The organism is Maribacter confluentis, assembly GCF_030505015.1.
Lineage (GTDB): Bacteria > Bacteroidota > Bacteroidia > Flavobacteriales > Flavobacteriaceae > Maribacter > Maribacter sedimenticola.
The window spans coordinates 1,575,217-1,591,501 of record NZ_JAUKUC010000001.1; the positions used below are offsets into that span (position 1 = coordinate 1,575,217).

Genomic DNA, 16,285 nt, shown 5'->3' on the forward strand with positions numbered 1-16,285 from the left:
AATTCTCTCTTTTGTTCTTTCTAGTTATATCAACAATTTACTGAGAATCAAACTTAAGCCATATGAAAATAATTGCGGTTTAGTCCTAAAACAAAGGTAGTTGCATATTTGCTACATAAACGTTAGCTGCAAGCTGAAAAACATACCGAATGAAAGAACATAATACAAATTATAAAACACCTTTATCGAAGTGGCACCAGATTGTCCTGTAGATAAAGGAACTGAACTACCTGAAAGAAATGAAAAAAAGTCAATAGCAAATTATCAGTTGGATATATTAAAAATCAATCCTTACAAATAGACCTCTGATGATGTTTTCTTTAAGGTTTTTGCAATATGAAACGACTTGATTGAACAAGATATGACGGCAGAACGTAAAAAATTCTTTTCAAAAGGAAAACCCTGTTTCAGAGCATCACCATTAACGAAGAAATATGGTTTTGGAATTCATTCAGATACTGGAGGAAAGGTAGCGATGTTCCCTATGGAATCGGAAGAATATGAGAAATTCATAAAACGAAAGGACTTAAAAGTCGTAAAGGCTATGAGGTCAAAGTAATAGTTAACCAAAAAAACATTGGAATGAAAAAAGAAGCCATAATCTTAATATTCTGTCTCGCTTTTTCTTGCTTTTTAAAAGTCAATGCTCAAGAGTCAGAGAAGCAAACTGAACCACCAATCGAGAAAATGGATAACTCGATTAAATATGCATTGCACGGAAAACTTATAGCTCAAGAGGGAAAAGGTAATGAACTGGCTAAAATTCTGCTTTATGCTGCTTCATTAATGAAATCTGCAAAGGGTTGTCATCTTTATATTGTTGGCGTTGGCAACAATAATCCTGACGAAATTTGGATTACCGAAATTTGGGACACTAAAGAAGACCACGATAATTCTTTGAATGTTGCTGGAGTTAGGGAACTGATTGGAAAAGCGTTACCTATTTTAAACGGCAGACCAGAAAAAGGACAGGAATGGAATATATTAGGTGGAACAGGAATAGATTAAAAGCCGGCAGCCAACTAAGAACTGAGCTAAAAAACAAATAAAATTTAGCTCAATCTACCCACAAAATTTCTATCATAATCCAAACCTGATTTTGATATTCCGTAGGCCTGTTTTATACGTTTATTACAAACAGCTATTAGCGCAAGTTTTTTTCTTTTACCCTTTCCAACTATTCGGTCAAATAATGCCTTACATTGTGGGTTATGTACACTTGCCGTAAAGCTGCATAGAAAAAGATGATTTCGTAGCAATGGATCTCCAATCTTACTGATTCTGGTTCTGCCTTTCACGCTGCTGCCCGAGCTCCTTTCATTGGGAGCAAGTCCAAAAAAGGAAGTTACCTGGGATGCACTCTCGAAGTCACGAAAGCATTGGTAGAAACTATCAAGATCATTGCCGTCCTCCTTCCTATTCCCGGTACGGTGTTCAACCTTGAATACAAGCCTTGTTCGTTCGATTTTATCAACTGTTCCATTTCAATTTCGAGCAGACCTATTTCCTTGTCCAAGTTTTTTATCTGTCTCTTTATAGATCTTACAAGTTTATCCTTTGCTTGACCACCTGTCAATAACGAATGTAACATGTTCTTAAGAGCCGTTCGCTGTTTGAAGTACCTTCAGCTTATGACCTGAAAGCGCAACAAAGGCGTCTGAACCAATTTGTAAAAGAATATAATCACGTAAGGCCACATGAGGCATTGGACATGAGAACGCCCGCTTCGGTACATGAATTTTCAACAAGACCATTCCCAGAAAAAATACCACACTTTGATTACGATTCCAAAATGAAAGTCTTAAAAGTCACCCAAAATGGAGCTATAAGATGGAAGGCCTATAATTGGGTTTACCTTTCCGCTTCGCTCCAAGGTAAACATATCGGGGCCCTGGACATTGGCAATGGTATTTGGAGGGTATTTTATAGAAACGTATTTTTAGGATACTTTGATGAACATGTGTTTAGAAAAAAAGAACAATCAGTGAGGTTAGAAACCAACTTAGTGTAAACTCTAATCTATAACTGTTGTAAACAATGTATATTAACAAACATTGTAATGGTGAATACTTGAACGGTTTTATCGTTTAATTAAGTATCTTGTAATCTCATAGTTTAGTAATTTTAATCCGCTACCGCCTATACTCGAATACTTTGGTGGTGATTTTGATAACGCACATCAAATCAAAAAGTAATTTCTGAAATATGGACTATACTCCTAAACAAGGTTTTCCTTATTACTATGAATTAGCCAAGGAAGATGATGTACAATCAATGTTCTCATCTACCCCAACTTTAACACTACTTAAAACAATCAACGAGGAAAATGCGAACTACCGATACGCCTCAGATAAATGGAGCATTAAACAAATAATAGGGCATATCACCGACCACGAAAGGATAAAGATGTTCAGAGCTTTTCAATTAAGCAGAAAAGAGAAAGTTCAACTTTGGGGCTATGACCAAGACTTTTTAGTAATGAACAGTAGATTTGATGAATTGAGCAAACAGATACTACTAACAGATTATATCAACATCAGGAAGGCATCTTTAAGTTTTATAGAAACGCTGTCGCCAGAACAATTAAAAATAAAGGGAATTGCAACGGAACGCGAAATTTCACTTGAGGAATTTCTTAAAACAATAATTGGCCATGAAAGGCATCATTTAAACATTGTTAAAGAGAAATATTTGAATAAAAAATGATAAAGGAAATGAATAAAATGATAAAAGAAACTCTTTGGAGACAATTTGGAGCCAGTATTGATATGCTCGAAAATGCAATTCAACTCTGCCCTGCTGAATATTGGGATTCAAAGAACAAATTTTGGTACAATGCCTATCATTGCCTATTCTGGTTAGATTATTATCTCACCCTAAAACCAGCGGATTTTTCACCTCCAGCACCTTATTCCCTATCCGAATTTGACCCGTCTGGAGCTATGCCCGACAGGACATATAGTAAAGGCGAAATGCTTTCATATCTTGAGCACAGTAGAAAAAAATGTATAGTATTAATTTCTGGATTAACCGACGGACTTGCTAATTCCAGATGGATTAATGATAACAAAAACTATTCAGTGTTTGAAATATTACTCTATAATATGCGGCACGTTCAACATCACGCTGCCCAACTGAATTTGTTACTACGACAAGAGATTAACGATTCACCTAAATGGGTTTCAGTAACGGAGCATAAAATGAACTAAAAAACGACAGTTAATACAGTTTAACCTCAAGAACGGCGGAAATTCCAAATCATAATTTCACACCTTTTTAATATTTAGGTTCGTCAGTAACACAAAACGTTGTGTATAATTAAAAATAAATTATGGAAGTGTTAAAACTAGCTATCGAATGGGCAAAAGCCGAAGTAATCTCAACACGTTTCTTTATTTTATTCGCAATTGTATTTTTAATCGCAAGTGTTGGCTTTTGGCAATTAGGAAAAACAGATTTATCAAAGGCTTATGTCATACCAACGTTAGCAACAGGTATATTACTATTAATAATTGGCAGCGGCACTAATTACGCCAATATTCAAAGAGTTAAACAGTTTAAAAAGGACTTTAATACAGATGAAACTGCCTTTTATAAGTCCGAAATTGAACGTTCTGAAAGCACTTTAAAGCAATTTAGAGTTGTATTTAAAGTTGTTCCAATATTAATAATTGTAGCTGCATTATTAATTCTATTTATTAATACACCAACTTGGAGGGCAATTAGTATTACCACCATTTCAATGTTAATTGTCATTTTGTTAATTGACGGAAATGCACAATCAAGAATTGAGAACTACCATAAAGAATTAAAATTTCTGGACTTATAAATGAAATAAAAAAATAATTCTACACAACCATGGCCATAGCAAATAGGGTATAAAGTATTATATTTAGTAGCTTGAACGTATTTACATAGACCGTAAAATCTGTTATATTTAGCTATTTAGAAAATAAAAAATAATTACAAAACGCTACCTGCCCATTTGAATAATTATGAAATCGACAACTATTATAGTTTTTTTACTTTTTACAACTCTTACAAGCTGTCAATCGAAAAATATACTTACGCAAAATAATTATAAATTGATAGTTGACGACGACGGAATTTTAGTGGAGAAATTTGATTCAACTGTAGATGACGAAAATAGATATAATCATAATAATGTTATTTACAAGGTGGGCAATTGTTTCAAATACAAATTTGAACATATAACAGTTGACAACAGAAAAAAATTCTTTAAAATAATAGCGGATAATAGTGGTTGGGAATTTGTAAATGAAGAAGACAAAAATCAAACACCTATCAAATCTTTAACCATGGAAGTCGCCAATGGAAACCCATTGGCTAATTATATTCCAGATAATAATCAAACCGTTTTAATTTACAAATTAACGGAAGATAGTTACTCTACCACAGGAGCAATTGAAAATGAAGGAAATATTTGGATACATCCACCAAGAGATAAGTATTTTGAAATTTTAGAATTAAATCCCTTTCCATACATAAAAGCACCTTACGAAATAGGTAATAAATGGAGTTGGAATTTAATAATTGGCGATATGTGGGCGGACGGACGATGGAAACTTTGGCAAGGACAAATTGAAAACAAATATGAATATGAAATAACAGATAAGCAAACTTTAAAAACGGACATAGGAAAAATTGAATGTTTTGTTATTGAATCGAATGCAATAAGCAGAATTGGAGAAACAAAACTTACTGCATATTTTAATGTAGATTATGGTTTTGTTAAATTGGACTATATCAATATTGATGGTAGTAAAACAAATTTGGAATTGGCGGAACATGTAGAAAAGAAAAACTTTAAATAACAAAACATAAATGCAATGCAGGCTTTACGGTGAAACCGAAAGGTCTGTGTATCTTTAGTAAGTCGCTAAATCTAATAGATTTCGCTTTGGGCAAAAAAAAAAGAATAAAAACTAAACAATTAGCTTTAGCATTGTGCTTAGTCGGCAACGAAAAGTTTCCTGGCCTCTGCACTTAGACCAGCCGTTAGCAACAAGCTGAATTAAACTATTTAGATGATAGAAAGTCTAAAAGAAAAAAAATTGAATGAAAAATCCAATTTTAATAGTGCTAATCGCTTTATTTTTTTCTTGTTCAAAAAATGATTCTATAGGATTAGAGCAACCTGAAGAAATTGAAACAATCAAAATCCCATCTTCTTCTATTAACTATAATTCTTTAGATAATTGGGCATTTCACCCAAATAAGACAACCATCTTATCCAATTACAACTTAGATATAGATGTTATTGATGAAAATTTACAAGTTGAACAAACTATTCAGATAACAAATAATTCCAACACCAATACTGGTATTGATGTTTTTTGGGTACACCCTACCCAAATTACGGATAACTCATTTATTGGAAATGTGGACATTGCAGACCAACCAAGTACAATAATATCATTGACAATATTGGCCCAAGGTGGACTATTATCGCGATATGGTAGAATGTATGCCCCAAGATACAGGCAGTCGACAGGTCTGGTTTACCGAGATGAAAACATAGATAAAGAACTACAAGCAAACATAATTGCAATATCTTATAGCGATGTAAAAGCAGCATTTCTTGATTATCTTAATAATCACAATAATGGTAATAAAATAATTTTAGCTGGACATTCTCAAGGCTCATACCTATTAGGAATGTTATTACGAGATCTGTTTGACAATGATGCAAACTTAAGAAGTAAGTTAGTAACTGCGGCTCTAGGAGGTATGGGATATGTATATGCGCAAGAAGGAGAATACAAAGGTGGATGGTGGAAAAACATTCCATTATGCACTACAACAAATGAATGTGGATGCATAAATAATTGGGCATCGTTTGATGAAGAACAGGAATTTATTGATATAAATTTTAGCTTACCTGAATTTAACCCATACCTTATTAATAGTGGACTTGTTTACCGTGCTTTTGATGAAAATCAAGATTGGTTTGTACAAGATTTTAGCTATTACGGAGAGACTAGCACACCTTTAGAAAACTACATAACACCAAATGCAAATTACAATCTAGGAAATGGGGCTAATTTTATAGCTTTCAATGGTTTATATAATGTTAGACTAAAAAGAGATGGTGTTCAAAAAGTTGTATTGAGTGTTGACCATAATCCACTAATAAACGACCAAAGGCCTAACGACTTGGAAAGTGAGCAAAATAGCCCTAATTATGTAGATTTAGGTTACCACACAAAAGATTATCATATCTATATATGGTCATTGATGCAACAAATAGATGAAAAACTTAATAATTGTCAATAAAGGCCAATTCGCATCAACCTGTACTATAATAAGGCCTTGACCAGTACTTAAGACACATAATATTTTCTTTATTCTTTAAACCACCTTTTTTTCTTTAAACAAAACTTGCTCAGCATACTATGTGTGACACCCCTTTTCACTAGGGTTCACCTGCATCTGTATGGTTATAAGCTATCATCAACCAGGTCACTTGCTATAGAAATATAATTCCTGTTCCTTAGATTATTCACATTGTTCCGTGATACGGGTTTTCATTACTACTCTGTGAGCTTTATAATGATTTTTCTTTTGATTACCCTTAATATGATTAACGACTATCCGATAAGGTGTCCACGTTTTAATGACCACCAGTGTTCTACTTTGCTGTTTTTTCCTTCTTTGATAATGATACTTTTAGAGCTCCTTCTATGGTGCTGCGATAGTTGGTCTGCAATACCAAGCCCGTACATATAGTCTACCATGCCGCCTAAACAAAATTACTTTTAATGAACCGATAAGTATGCGGCGTTAAGCCCAATGTCCTAGAATTGCCGCCACTTTGATGAACCCCAGGAGCAAAACCCACATAACCCTCCAAATGTTTGATGCTATTAAAGCGCCTGATCTCGTCAAGCTCGCATAAAATACCACAGTTTACGATAGCGCCTATACCGTGTATACTGCGCAGCACCATATTACCTTTCTTATGGTGCTTTATGCAAGACCTTCTGAGCTGTGTTAACACATCCCATAGTTCTAGGTCCAAGAAACAAAAAACGCATACCGCTGTCCAAAGTTGCTTTTGTGGACGAATTTGCGAATACCATATCGTCCAACCATTTTCTATTCCTATAACTTCAATAATCGTTGTCAAATTCTTCCAGCTCTTTAATACCGAAATATTACAACTGTTTTCTAATATAATTTTTATCCTACGGAAACCCTAAACCAGATGTTGCGAAGACAGAAAAGACTCTATAACTCTTCTTTATCAATGTCAGGCACATTGATAATTTTAATCAAATTTTTGGGGTCACACCCTTCCAATATATTTCAAGAAAAATAAGCCAAACGCCAAATATTGAAAACCAATAAAAACATAAAAAAGATTGCTTTTGATATTGGTTATTCAAGTTTTGGTAATTTTAGTAGCTATTTTAAAAATATTGAGAGGAAATCGCCAAGTGCGTTACGAAAAAGTAAAAAGTGATATATAGTAATTCAGTAAACGCTTTTATTATTTCATTTGTAGAAAAGACATTATTACTAAAACCCTAATATCAGTATTTTTCTGCACCCTAACTGGTCCAGCTAAAAATCCGTCTAAAGTTAATGCATTACATTCTGCAATAGCAAAAGAGAACCATGAGCTGTGCAAATTGTTAATCGAATATGGAGTGGATGTGAATACAGTCCAGATGCAAAATGTAACAGCATTGCATTCCGCAGTACACAGAGGAAATTAGGATTTAGTAAAACTTCTAATTGAAAATAATGCGTCAATTACATTAAAAATGGACAATGAAGATACTGCTTTGGTTATTGCCGAACGTGAAAGGCATAAAAATATAGCGGATTATCTTTTGAGTAAATAAAACCGAAAAAGTAGCGGTTTGGGTATTAACTCAAACCGCTATTATGTTTAATTAAATATATTATTGTCAGAAAAGTAGTAGCTATTATATCCGCTACTGTTCTTATAAAAATCGCTAGGTATAGGCTTAAATTAAAATACATGGCAAAATACTTATACAAACTAATTCTCCTTTTTGCATTCAATAATGTAAATGGGAATCCTAACTATTAAAAAATTGACAGGGATTCAAAAAGCGTTCCTGATTCATTAAAAACTACAGATGAAATCGCTGAATACCTGAATACTTAACCTCAAGACTAAAAAGCGAAGATGAAAAAAATAAGGGCACTCTACATATGGATTACCCACAATATTAAATATGATTTAAGCCAAATCAATAGTGAGTTTCAGTATAGTTCTTAAGATAAAAAAGTAGAGGAAACTATAAAAACTCGCAAAGGTATTTGTGGCCATTATGCCCAGCTTTTTCATTCCATGTGCAATTTTATAGGAATTGAATCCTTTGTAATTGCGGGCTACACTCGGCAATTGGACAGCAACGAAATTTTGGAATTGAACCATGCTCATAATGCCGTTAAAATAAATGATAATTATCTATTTGTTGATAATACTTTTGCAGCTGGGTTTGTTGACTACAAAGGCTATGATGTACATGAATTTTCAGATGATTACTTTTTAATCCCTCCGAAGGCCTTTATAAAAACGCACGTGCCATTTGACCCTATCTGGCAATTCTAGATAACCCAATAAGCAATATGGATTTTAAAAACAAAGACTTCTCCCAGCTCAAGCATATGCCTAACTATATTTAGAGCAAATAGGGCATAAAGTGTTATATTTAAAGACTAAGGCGTGTTTGCTAAATCCGTTAAATCTTATGAATTTAGCTTTGGAACAAAATAAGAAAAAAGAAAACCTACCTGTCAGCAGGCAGGCAAAAGGCTTTAGCTATGTCGGCAGAAGGAAACTTGCCAGCGCGCCAACTGGTCCACTGCTTTCGCAGATGTCCTATTTCCGTACTACACTTTGCTCAACCATTAGGCATCATATGAATCTAAAATTGTCCTTATTAATCTTCTTGTGGGTTATTCTTAATTCGTTTGGACAACAATGTGAATACCAGGAATACTTTCTTTTAACCGATTTAGCAAAAGATCAGACTTCCAAAAAGGAATATAAGGCCGCAAAAAATAACTTTAAACAAGCCTTCTTAAAAACTAGTTTTCCCTTGGGGCATGATTTGAGTTATGCCTTATATGTGGCCGACGAGACGAATGATGATGAATGGGCTTTATTGATAGCAAAACAGCTTGCGAAGGGAGGTATTCCATTGAGATACTTCGTGAAATTCAAGAAAAGAAAATGGTACAAAAGATTTGTATCAGAATTCCACAGCTTAAATCAATACCATGAAGAAAATTTCAATTTGGAAATACGCGTTCGTTTTCTAGAATTATCTAAGAAAGACGCTGATTTTACTGAGAAGTATCATTGCTGGCGTGTTCGGGAAATAGAACTAACCAAGGAAGAGTTAATAAACGATGCCACGGAACGATTAAACGACTTCAAGGAATTCAACCAAAAATATGGTTTCCCAAATGAACAAACGATGGGATACAATTATAATAGACGTTTAAATAGAATAGAACCTTACCCTGTTGGAGCAATGATGATTCATATTTATCAAATGGGAGTTTTGCTATACCAAGATTCAATACCAAATTTTGTATGTACCGGGGGACTGCACCCTAGTTATAAAAAAAATCTAAAAACGATTCGCGGATTTGGTAATAGTACGGGAGTTAAACAAGAAATTGAGGCTAGATTTGCAAAATTCAGGGGCGAACCTATTAACCATTAACACGACTGCTTTTCATACGGATAATTTCCTTTGGAAATATATGCAACAAAATCATAGCCGAGGACGTCTTATTTAATTTGAATAATTAAACTTTGAAAAATAGTATCATATTGACTATTGGTATTTTATTTGTTAATATCTCCATAGGACAAGAAATAGAACTGAAACTCAATATTCTTGGGTGCCCATTTGTTCAAAATGGCGAAAATCCAAATTGGTTTGAATTGATAAAAGCAACAGCATCAGTACCTGAGGCTCGTTAATAAAACAGGCCAAATCTCACAATAAAATTATTAATGATGTGTCTACAATCGGTGGCGGTTTTATTGGAATATCGCTTTCTTCTACCGTACTTAATAAAACAAACAAAGGAATTGATAAATATAATCTTTCCATAAAATCCAATTCTGCCAATAGTGTTAAACCTGAATCTAAGATTATAGCAAACATCAACGGATTTGGGCTTTCAACGCGCTTTTTAAAAAAACTATGTATAACAAGGTCTAAAATTCACTACTTGCGGATTTCCTAAACGGAAATCACGCACAAAAAACTACCTTTAGGTTCGGCAGGATCGTCCTACGAATGAATCTCAGCAAAGAAACATAACCTAACCGTAATGCGTCATGCCAAAAACTTAAACACTATAAAGATGAAACAGCTTATTCAATTTTTAGACATAACCCTAACTGGACTAATTGCCGGTGTAATATTCGGAATTTGGATTGGCAATAATCCTCAAGACTTATCAGCAGTTACTTATGTTGAGCAACAACAGAATACCATTAGAGCTTTGAATGTACTGATGCCAATTCTCGGATTAATCTCAATTATACTTACAGGAATATATGCTGTTCTATCTAAAGGTGAAAAATTAAACCGAAACTTATTACTTCTTGCAACTGCCTTCCTGATTATAAGCGGACTAATCACCCGTTTCGGTAATCAACCAATAAATGCTATTGTCATTACTTGGAAACTTGAAAACATTCCAGACATCTGGAGCACATTAAGAGATAAATGGTGGTCATTTCACATCATGCGAACTCTTTCTGCAATGACAGGTTTCGCATTAATTGTATATGTATCAATTTTTAAAAAAATAAAAGGCAGCAACGTATAACAATGTTTACAGCAAATTGGCGTAATACTGTAAATTCAATGATGGTTGCCTTTTTAACTTCGTCCCAGTTCAAATAGTATTGAAGTACTAAATTGCCTACTTGCAACATAATAAATGATGTTGTCGAATTATTTATAAAATTGTTCAATGTTTTTTATAGGTATTCATGTGTTCGCTACGCTCGGAAGGACCGCCATATGTTATTCTCAAAACCGTCGAAAATCAAAAAAGGTTTTCACTATATTTCCATAAAATTGCCCACCAACGTTACAACCCGCCCACTGCTGTCGCAGATGTCGTACATAGCGCTGCGTTGTAAACAATATGGAAAATAGAAATCCAATTATAGTTTATCTTATTTTTATTTTATCATTTACTTTTTCAAATTGCACACTCGCTCCTTGTACAACAGACTCTGATCTTGACTATGTCACGGAAAATCCAAATCCTAAATTTTTAGTTGGCAAATATGAATTGGACACTAAAACGTTGGAAAACGATGTGTTTAGAAATTCAGAGAATTTGGAATTAATTATTAATTCTGACCAAACATTTCGAATCACTAATTTACCCATTGCCGGGTGGCAATTTGGAGTGTTCCAGAAAAAAAGAAAATTCTATTAAATAATAGGAAAATGGGAAACAACCGCAGGCAAAAATGAGTTTCTAAGCAAGGAAAATTCCATTTTTCATGCTAGCTATAAAGTTGAAGGAGACTCATCAAACTACAGTGGCTCTTGGAAAATTTATGCGAAAGACGGCACTGCTGTTATTTTCTATGGTTTTGGCGATCCCGACAATTGTGAGGCTGTGAGATTTATACAAATACAGGAATAAACACTGATTACAACAAAGGCTAAAATTCACTACTTGCGGATTTTCTAAACGGAAATCACGCGCAAAAAACTACCTTTAGGTTTGGCTGGATCGTTCTACGAATGAATCTCAGCAAAGAATCATAACCTAACCGTTATAAAAAATTTAGAAAATTTGAAACGTTTACTTTTTTTAATAGTACTATTTGTAGTTTCCTGCTCAAGCACTTCTCAATTGCCTAGACCTGAAATACAATCCGAAATTCTAGCCTCCAAATTGAATTCACATGGAATTGCCGCCATAAATCCAACTTATAAAAAATCATATTATAGAATCTTACCTTACTTGCTTTTTAATGAAAGTGGCACTTTTAATGAAATTCAAGGTGATTTTTATAATGTAAAATTCAATGTCAATTCTAACTTAAATATTATGCCGGGATTTTGGCGTGATTATGGAAAATATAAAAATTCTTTAATAGTTCTAATAGCAATGAGTAGGTCATCAACGCTACCAATAAAAGGAATACCTATTTCTGTTGAATCAAGTAAACATGGAGTTTTTGAAAAGAAGAAATTGATTGGAAATAGTCAGGTCAATAAATCTCAACAACGAGTTTTATTTGTAAAAATGCTTGAATTGGAAAATCGATATGATGTTTTGAATAAAATTAATGACGACGTAATAACCGTTAAGATTGGCGAACAGGTTTACACATTTTTAAACCCTGAAATTAAACTGGATTAAAACGTTTTATAACACAACCTAAATGTAACGCGGGGTTTTAGTCAAAACCGAAAGGTCTGTGTATATTTATAATGTCACTTAATCTTATGGATTTTGCCTTGGACAAGAAAAAACAAATCAATACATTTTAGCTTCGTACGCGGACAATAATAAACCAGTGCGCCAATGTACTAATCCAATATAACATTTGGCTTATCTCTGTACTAAGCTTAGCTAAAACATTATAGTTCGTAACACAGTAGCACTAAATAGGATTCGGATTTTCAGAAAAGCTTACCGAGAATGGTAGTGATTACGGGTTTAACGCAGATTTATGGCATAAATTAATGCTTAAACTTGGGTATCATAAATATGGACTTCAAGGGGGAGATATTGGTGCGGGTATTAGCATAAGAATTGCACAAAAATATCCTGAAAGCATTATCGGGTTACATTTGAACTACATATCAGGTTCTTATGTGCCATATTTTAAAGAAAATGAACCTATGGACCCCCACATCTTAAGTACCAAAAATCTACCCGGTTGTGGAACGAACGGGAAGGTTCTTATGCTTTGGTCCATAGCACAAAACCTTTGTCATTGGCATATGGATTAAATGACTCCCCTATTGGACTTTGTGGGTGATAATAGAAAAATTTAAGGCTTGGAGCGATAACGATGGGAATATTGAAAATAGTTTCACAAAAAAAGAATTATTGGCAAACGTTACATTGTATTGGTTAACTCAAACTATACATTCATCAATTAGAATGTATCATGAAATCAGTAATAATCCACTAAAATTTGGAAAAGACGATTTTGTAAAAACTCCAGTTGGTTTCGCAATGTTTCCAAAAGAGATTCCCGTACCGCCCAGAGATTATATTGAAAAAGGGTTTAATATTGTTCATTGGACTAAAATGCCTAAAGGAGGACATTTTGCGGCTCTGGAACAGCCTAAATTGTTGGCTGATGATATGATACGATTTTTTATAAATTTGAAATAAAAAAGCACAAAACTTCATACAGAACTATACCTAAACGTTGGTAACGTTAAACTTAAAATCTAACTATAATGAAAGTTACAGCTGAAAAAAACGAAAAAATAGGTGCAATGACCTTTGCATCTGTTTATCCTCATTACTTAAACAGGTTAGAAAAAAACGGAAGAACTAAAGCTGAATTCCATAAAGTAATAACATGGCTAACTGGATTTGATGATAAAACGATTCAGGAATTGATAGATGAAAAAGCCACTTTTAAAACATTCTTTCAGAAAGCTAAATTAAATCCTAATGCACACCTTATTAAAGGCGTGGTTTGTGGCTATAGAATTGAGGAAATACCAGATGAATTTGAATTGTATAGAAACTGTAGATATTTGGATAAGTTGTATGATGAACTCGCAAGAGGTCGTAAAATGGAAAAAATATTACGTGTTGAAAAAAAGTAAAACCGGTGCCAATTAATACCACTTATAAGCATTGCGGCATTTTGGGATAATTAATCTCTTTTTGTTGTATGATGTCCGTAAAATCTTTAGAATTTCACTATTTAAATGGCATAAGGCAAAAAGTTGTTAGTTCCCAACTTGGTTAAAGCTAAATTGTCATAGGTAATCAAGAACCTATAAAAATGATTATTAGAAAAGCAAAAGAATCCGATTTTGACCAGGTTTGGCAAATATTCTCTGAAGTCATTAAAACCGGGGACACCTATGTATTTAATCCAAATACTCCTAAAAAAGACTTGAAAAAGCATTGGTTCGCTGAATATATGGAAACTTATGTAATGGAAGAGAACGAACGAATACTAGGAACATACATTCTTAAACCCAACCAAATTGATTTAGGAAATCATATTGCAAACTGTAGTTATATGGTAAATCCTGATATGCAAGGAAAAGGCGTTGGAAAAAAACTTTGTGAACACTCACTTAAAATGGCAAAGCACCATAATTTCGAAGCTATCCAGTTTAACATTGTGGTTAGCACAAATAAAGGAGCAGTAGCATTATGGAAAAAATACGGATTTGAAATTATTGGTACCACTCCTAAAGGTTTTAGACATTCTGAATTAGGACTGGTTGACACTTACATCATGTATAAAAATTTGAAAGAAGAGTAACCAAAAATAGGCACCATTTAATATATTTTGAACTAAAAATATTACCCCAGCTTCAATATAATATAAAATTTTATGTGCTGTTTCGCTACTGATAATTATATCCTGTTTTATCGCAGTTTATGATTACTAGAAAATACCATTGCCATTACACTACATTAAAACCAACTATTTACCAATAGTAATATTCTTCAGAAATATTGGACAATGACAGTTGACTAAAAGTCCTTACCTATTTCAGGAAAATTCTAACGTTTATCTATTAGGAATATATTTCCTAATTTAAATGCACGAACGGCGCAACTAATTATATACTAGTAAGTTGTAAACTAAAAAACGAACTAATATGAAAAGATTAAAATTTTATCTAATGATACTTATGGCAGGGTTTTTCATTGGATGTAAAAATGAGAAGATAAAAGATAGTGCAACAAAACCAACAGATGCTGAATTAACAGCCCTTATAACTGAGCAGGTAGACAGTCTTTATTCCGTTTATGAACGATTTGACTATGATTGGATTGAATTTTACGCTGACAACTACACTGCTATTTACCCAGATTCACCAATTCAACATTTAACCAAAGATTCCTTAATAGCACAATGGCAAAAAATTTACGCTAAATATGATGTACAGCTTATTCATCGTGGAAGACCAACTATCATTCCGTCTGAAGATATGGCTATTTCATACAACACTTTTAATGAAATATTCATCAATAAGGAAAGTACGGACACCATTAAAAATGTAGGAACCTATATTGTTAATTGGAAGAGACAACCAGATGATTCTTGGAAAATAGTATTTGAAACTTTACAGAATCATTAAAGCTGCACACGGCAACATTCACCCTGTTTCATAAAAAAAATGAACAAATAGATTATTCAAGTTGTTATAGAACATCCATTATGTAAAATCGCAAATAGTAACTTTAGGGTGTAAAGCTAAGGTCTGTTTATATGTATAAAAGCTGCTAACCACAAGCTGAATATAGCCGAGTCATGGTAGTGCAAGTACTATCCACTTTAGAACGGAATGAAAACATATAGCATTAGTGGTTTTGGTGCCGGTACTAGAGTGTTTGAACATTATCCCCTTACACAAGAATTAATTTCAGTTAATTGTACCAAACCAAAAATACAACTCCGGTCCAATAAAAGTAAATACATTGTTTGGTTTTCCAATTGCCAAGGAATGGCTATTTATTCTGTATTTTTAACTAAACCAATATCTACTTAAATATAGAATTCATGGGCAATATTTTCAAAATCGTATTAATAGTTATGGTAATGGCTACTACCGTGACAGTAGTTCATGGTCAAAAAAAATTAGACCAGCAAACCGTTACAGATTTACAAAAAACACCTAAATATGGCTTTATACTAACTACGGAAAGGCATTTTAAAGGGGTACTAAGCATGTATGATTTGCTCATTGAAAACGGTGTTTCAATAGAAAATTACGAGATTGTTGTTAAAGGTAAAGTGGTTACCCAATTGGTGAAAAATTCTGAACTGGAAAAGTTTTTTCAAAAATATAAGGGAAAGGTCAAGGTAAGCGTCTGCAGTGTTGCCATGGAAAAATTAGGCGTAGCGGAAGAGACGCTGTTTGATGGTCTTACTATCACCCCAACTGCTTCTGTACGGATGCTTCAATTACAAGCAAATGGGTACAATACTTTGACGTACTGATACAGATAACGATATTTAGAAAATTCCGATATTGTTAAATATATTTAACGGACAAATGAAAAAAAGAAC

Annotated in this window: 25 protein-coding genes and 4 pseudogenes; 25 read left to right on the plus strand and 4 right to left on the minus strand. The window is 33.5% G+C overall.

Going from position 1 to position 16,285, the window contains the following annotated elements:
• Positions 1 to 190 precede the first annotated feature (190 nt).
• Together Q2T41_RS06900 and Q2T41_RS06905 are read left to right on the plus strand one after the other, a co-directional pair.
• Positions 191 to 559, plus strand: a pseudogene (locus Q2T41_RS06900) (DUF6157 family protein).
• 128 nt (positions 560 to 687) lie between these two features.
• Positions 688 to 1,008 carry a putative quinol monooxygenase gene (locus Q2T41_RS06905; protein WP_304435471.1) on the plus strand — a complete coding sequence of 107 codons (321 nt, stop codon included), beginning with the start codon at positions 688 to 690 and terminating at the stop codon, positions 1,006 to 1,008.
• A gap of 44 nt (positions 1,009 to 1,052) precedes the next feature.
• On the opposite strand, the pseudogene Q2T41_RS06910 reads toward Q2T41_RS06905, so the two are convergent.
• A pseudogene (locus tag Q2T41_RS06910) lies at positions 1,053 to 1,316 on the minus strand (transposase); the annotation flags it as partial.
• A gap of 29 nt (positions 1,317 to 1,345) precedes the next feature.
• Positions 1,346 to 1,591, minus strand: a complete 246-nt coding sequence (locus Q2T41_RS06915) for a hypothetical protein (protein WP_304435472.1) — start codon at positions 1,589 to 1,591, stop codon at positions 1,346 to 1,348.
• Between the two features lie 18 nt (positions 1,592 to 1,609).
• Here Q2T41_RS06915 and Q2T41_RS20720 point away from each other — a divergent pair.
• The 7 genes and pseudogenes from Q2T41_RS20720 to Q2T41_RS06945 form a co-directional block, all read left to right on the plus strand.
• Positions 1,610 to 1,711, plus strand: a pseudogene (locus Q2T41_RS20720) (integrase core domain-containing protein); the annotation flags it as partial.
• Positions 1,712 to 2,011: a hypothetical protein gene (locus Q2T41_RS06920; protein ID WP_304435473.1), complete on the plus strand. Its 300-nt coding sequence runs from the start codon at positions 1,712 to 1,714 to the stop codon at positions 2,009 to 2,011.
• A gap of 194 nt (positions 2,012 to 2,205) precedes the next feature.
• Complete coding sequence (locus tag Q2T41_RS06925; RefSeq protein WP_304435474.1) at positions 2,206 to 2,706, plus strand: DinB family protein; 501 nt, start codon at positions 2,206 to 2,208, stop codon at positions 2,704 to 2,706.
• An 8-nt stretch (positions 2,707 to 2,714) separates the two neighbouring features.
• A complete protein-coding gene (locus Q2T41_RS06930) occupies positions 2,715 to 3,209 on the plus strand; it encodes a DinB family protein (protein WP_304435475.1) in 495 nt (164 codons plus the stop codon).
• Positions 3,210 to 3,331: 122 nt separating this feature from the next.
• Positions 3,332 to 3,829 carry a hypothetical protein gene (locus Q2T41_RS06935; protein WP_304435476.1) on the plus strand — a complete coding sequence of 166 codons (498 nt, stop codon included), beginning with the start codon at positions 3,332 to 3,334 and terminating at the stop codon, positions 3,827 to 3,829.
• Between the two features lie 256 nt (positions 3,830 to 4,085).
• The gene (locus Q2T41_RS06940; protein WP_304435477.1) at positions 4,086 to 4,835 is read left to right on the plus strand and encodes a hypothetical protein; all 750 of its coding nucleotides are present in this window, start codon (positions 4,086 to 4,088) and stop codon (positions 4,833 to 4,835) included.
• 244 nt (positions 4,836 to 5,079) lie between these two features.
• Positions 5,080 to 6,297, plus strand: coding sequence for a DUF3089 domain-containing protein (locus tag Q2T41_RS06945; RefSeq protein WP_304435478.1), 1,218 nt, complete (start codon positions 5,080 to 5,082; stop codon positions 6,295 to 6,297).
• A 314-nt stretch (positions 6,298 to 6,611) separates the two neighbouring features.
• On the opposite strand, the gene Q2T41_RS06950 is transcribed toward Q2T41_RS06945, so the two are convergent.
• Positions 6,612 to 6,758 carry a hypothetical protein gene (locus Q2T41_RS06950; RefSeq protein ID WP_304435479.1) on the minus strand — a complete coding sequence of 49 codons (147 nt, stop codon included), beginning with the start codon at positions 6,756 to 6,758 and terminating at the stop codon, positions 6,612 to 6,614.
• A gap of 5 nt (positions 6,759 to 6,763) precedes the next feature.
• Entirely contained in the window at positions 6,764 to 7,150 is a 387-nt protein-coding gene (locus Q2T41_RS06955; RefSeq protein WP_304435480.1) for a transposase, read from the minus strand.
• 204 nt (positions 7,151 to 7,354) lie between these two features.
• On the opposite strand from Q2T41_RS06955, the gene Q2T41_RS20725 reads away from it, so the two are divergent.
• From Q2T41_RS20725 to Q2T41_RS07025, 16 genes and pseudogenes are all read left to right on the plus strand, one after another.
• Entirely contained in the window at positions 7,355 to 7,486 is a 132-nt protein-coding gene (locus Q2T41_RS20725; protein ID WP_367186906.1) for a helix-turn-helix domain-containing protein, read from the plus strand.
• A gap of 67 nt (positions 7,487 to 7,553) precedes the next feature.
• A complete protein-coding gene (locus Q2T41_RS20730) occupies positions 7,554 to 7,742 on the plus strand; it encodes an ankyrin repeat domain-containing protein (RefSeq protein WP_367186907.1) in 189 nt (62 codons plus the stop codon).
• Between the two features lie 548 nt (positions 7,743 to 8,290).
• Positions 8,291 to 8,611, plus strand: a pseudogene (locus Q2T41_RS06960) (transglutaminase domain-containing protein); the annotation flags it as partial.
• Between the two features lie 310 nt (positions 8,612 to 8,921).
• A complete protein-coding gene (locus Q2T41_RS06965; protein ID WP_304435481.1) occupies positions 8,922 to 9,734 on the plus strand; it encodes a hypothetical protein in 813 nt (270 codons plus the stop codon).
• A gap of 92 nt (positions 9,735 to 9,826) precedes the next feature.
• Positions 9,827 to 9,997, plus strand: a complete 171-nt coding sequence (locus Q2T41_RS06970; RefSeq protein WP_304435482.1) for a hypothetical protein — start codon at positions 9,827 to 9,829, stop codon at positions 9,995 to 9,997.
• Positions 9,998 to 10,035: 38 nt separating this feature from the next.
• Positions 10,036 to 10,266 (plus strand): hypothetical protein, encoded by a 231-nt coding sequence (locus Q2T41_RS06975; protein WP_304435483.1) that lies wholly within the window; start codon positions 10,036 to 10,038, stop codon positions 10,264 to 10,266.
• 120 nt (positions 10,267 to 10,386) lie between these two features.
• On the plus strand, positions 10,387 to 10,857 hold the full coding sequence (locus Q2T41_RS06980; protein WP_304435484.1) for an anthrone oxygenase family protein: 471 nt from the start codon (positions 10,387 to 10,389) through the stop codon (positions 10,855 to 10,857).
• A gap of 474 nt (positions 10,858 to 11,331) precedes the next feature.
• Entirely contained in the window at positions 11,332 to 11,481 is a 150-nt protein-coding gene (locus tag Q2T41_RS06985; protein ID WP_304435485.1) for a hypothetical protein, read from the plus strand.
• A gap of 366 nt (positions 11,482 to 11,847) precedes the next feature.
• The gene (locus Q2T41_RS06990) at positions 11,848 to 12,420 is read left to right on the plus strand and encodes a hypothetical protein (RefSeq protein WP_304435486.1); all 573 of its coding nucleotides are present in this window, start codon (positions 11,848 to 11,850) and stop codon (positions 12,418 to 12,420) included.
• Between the two features lie 248 nt (positions 12,421 to 12,668).
• A complete protein-coding gene (locus tag Q2T41_RS06995) occupies positions 12,669 to 13,016 on the plus strand; it encodes an alpha/beta fold hydrolase (protein WP_367186908.1) in 348 nt (115 codons plus the stop codon).
• A gap of 19 nt (positions 13,017 to 13,035) precedes the next feature.
• Complete coding sequence (locus tag Q2T41_RS07000) at positions 13,036 to 13,407, plus strand: alpha/beta fold hydrolase family protein (protein WP_304435488.1); 372 nt, start codon at positions 13,036 to 13,038, stop codon at positions 13,405 to 13,407.
• A gap of 68 nt (positions 13,408 to 13,475) precedes the next feature.
• Entirely contained in the window at positions 13,476 to 13,853 is a 378-nt protein-coding gene (locus Q2T41_RS07005; protein ID WP_144802569.1) for a DUF2200 domain-containing protein, read from the plus strand.
• A 182-nt stretch (positions 13,854 to 14,035) separates the two neighbouring features.
• Positions 14,036 to 14,527 (plus strand): GNAT family N-acetyltransferase, encoded by a 492-nt coding sequence (locus tag Q2T41_RS07010; RefSeq protein ID WP_144802572.1) that lies wholly within the window; start codon positions 14,036 to 14,038, stop codon positions 14,525 to 14,527.
• Positions 14,528 to 14,894: 367 nt separating this feature from the next.
• A complete protein-coding gene (locus tag Q2T41_RS07015) occupies positions 14,895 to 15,353 on the plus strand; it encodes a YybH family protein (protein ID WP_144802575.1) in 459 nt (152 codons plus the stop codon).
• Positions 15,354 to 15,560: 207 nt separating this feature from the next.
• Positions 15,561 to 15,764, plus strand: a complete 204-nt coding sequence (locus Q2T41_RS07020; protein WP_304435489.1) for a hypothetical protein — start codon at positions 15,561 to 15,563, stop codon at positions 15,762 to 15,764.
• 11 nt (positions 15,765 to 15,775) lie between these two features.
• Entirely contained in the window at positions 15,776 to 16,216 is a 441-nt protein-coding gene (locus Q2T41_RS07025; protein ID WP_179213186.1) for a DsrE family protein, read from the plus strand.
• The last annotated feature ends 69 nt before the right edge of the window (positions 16,217 to 16,285 follow it).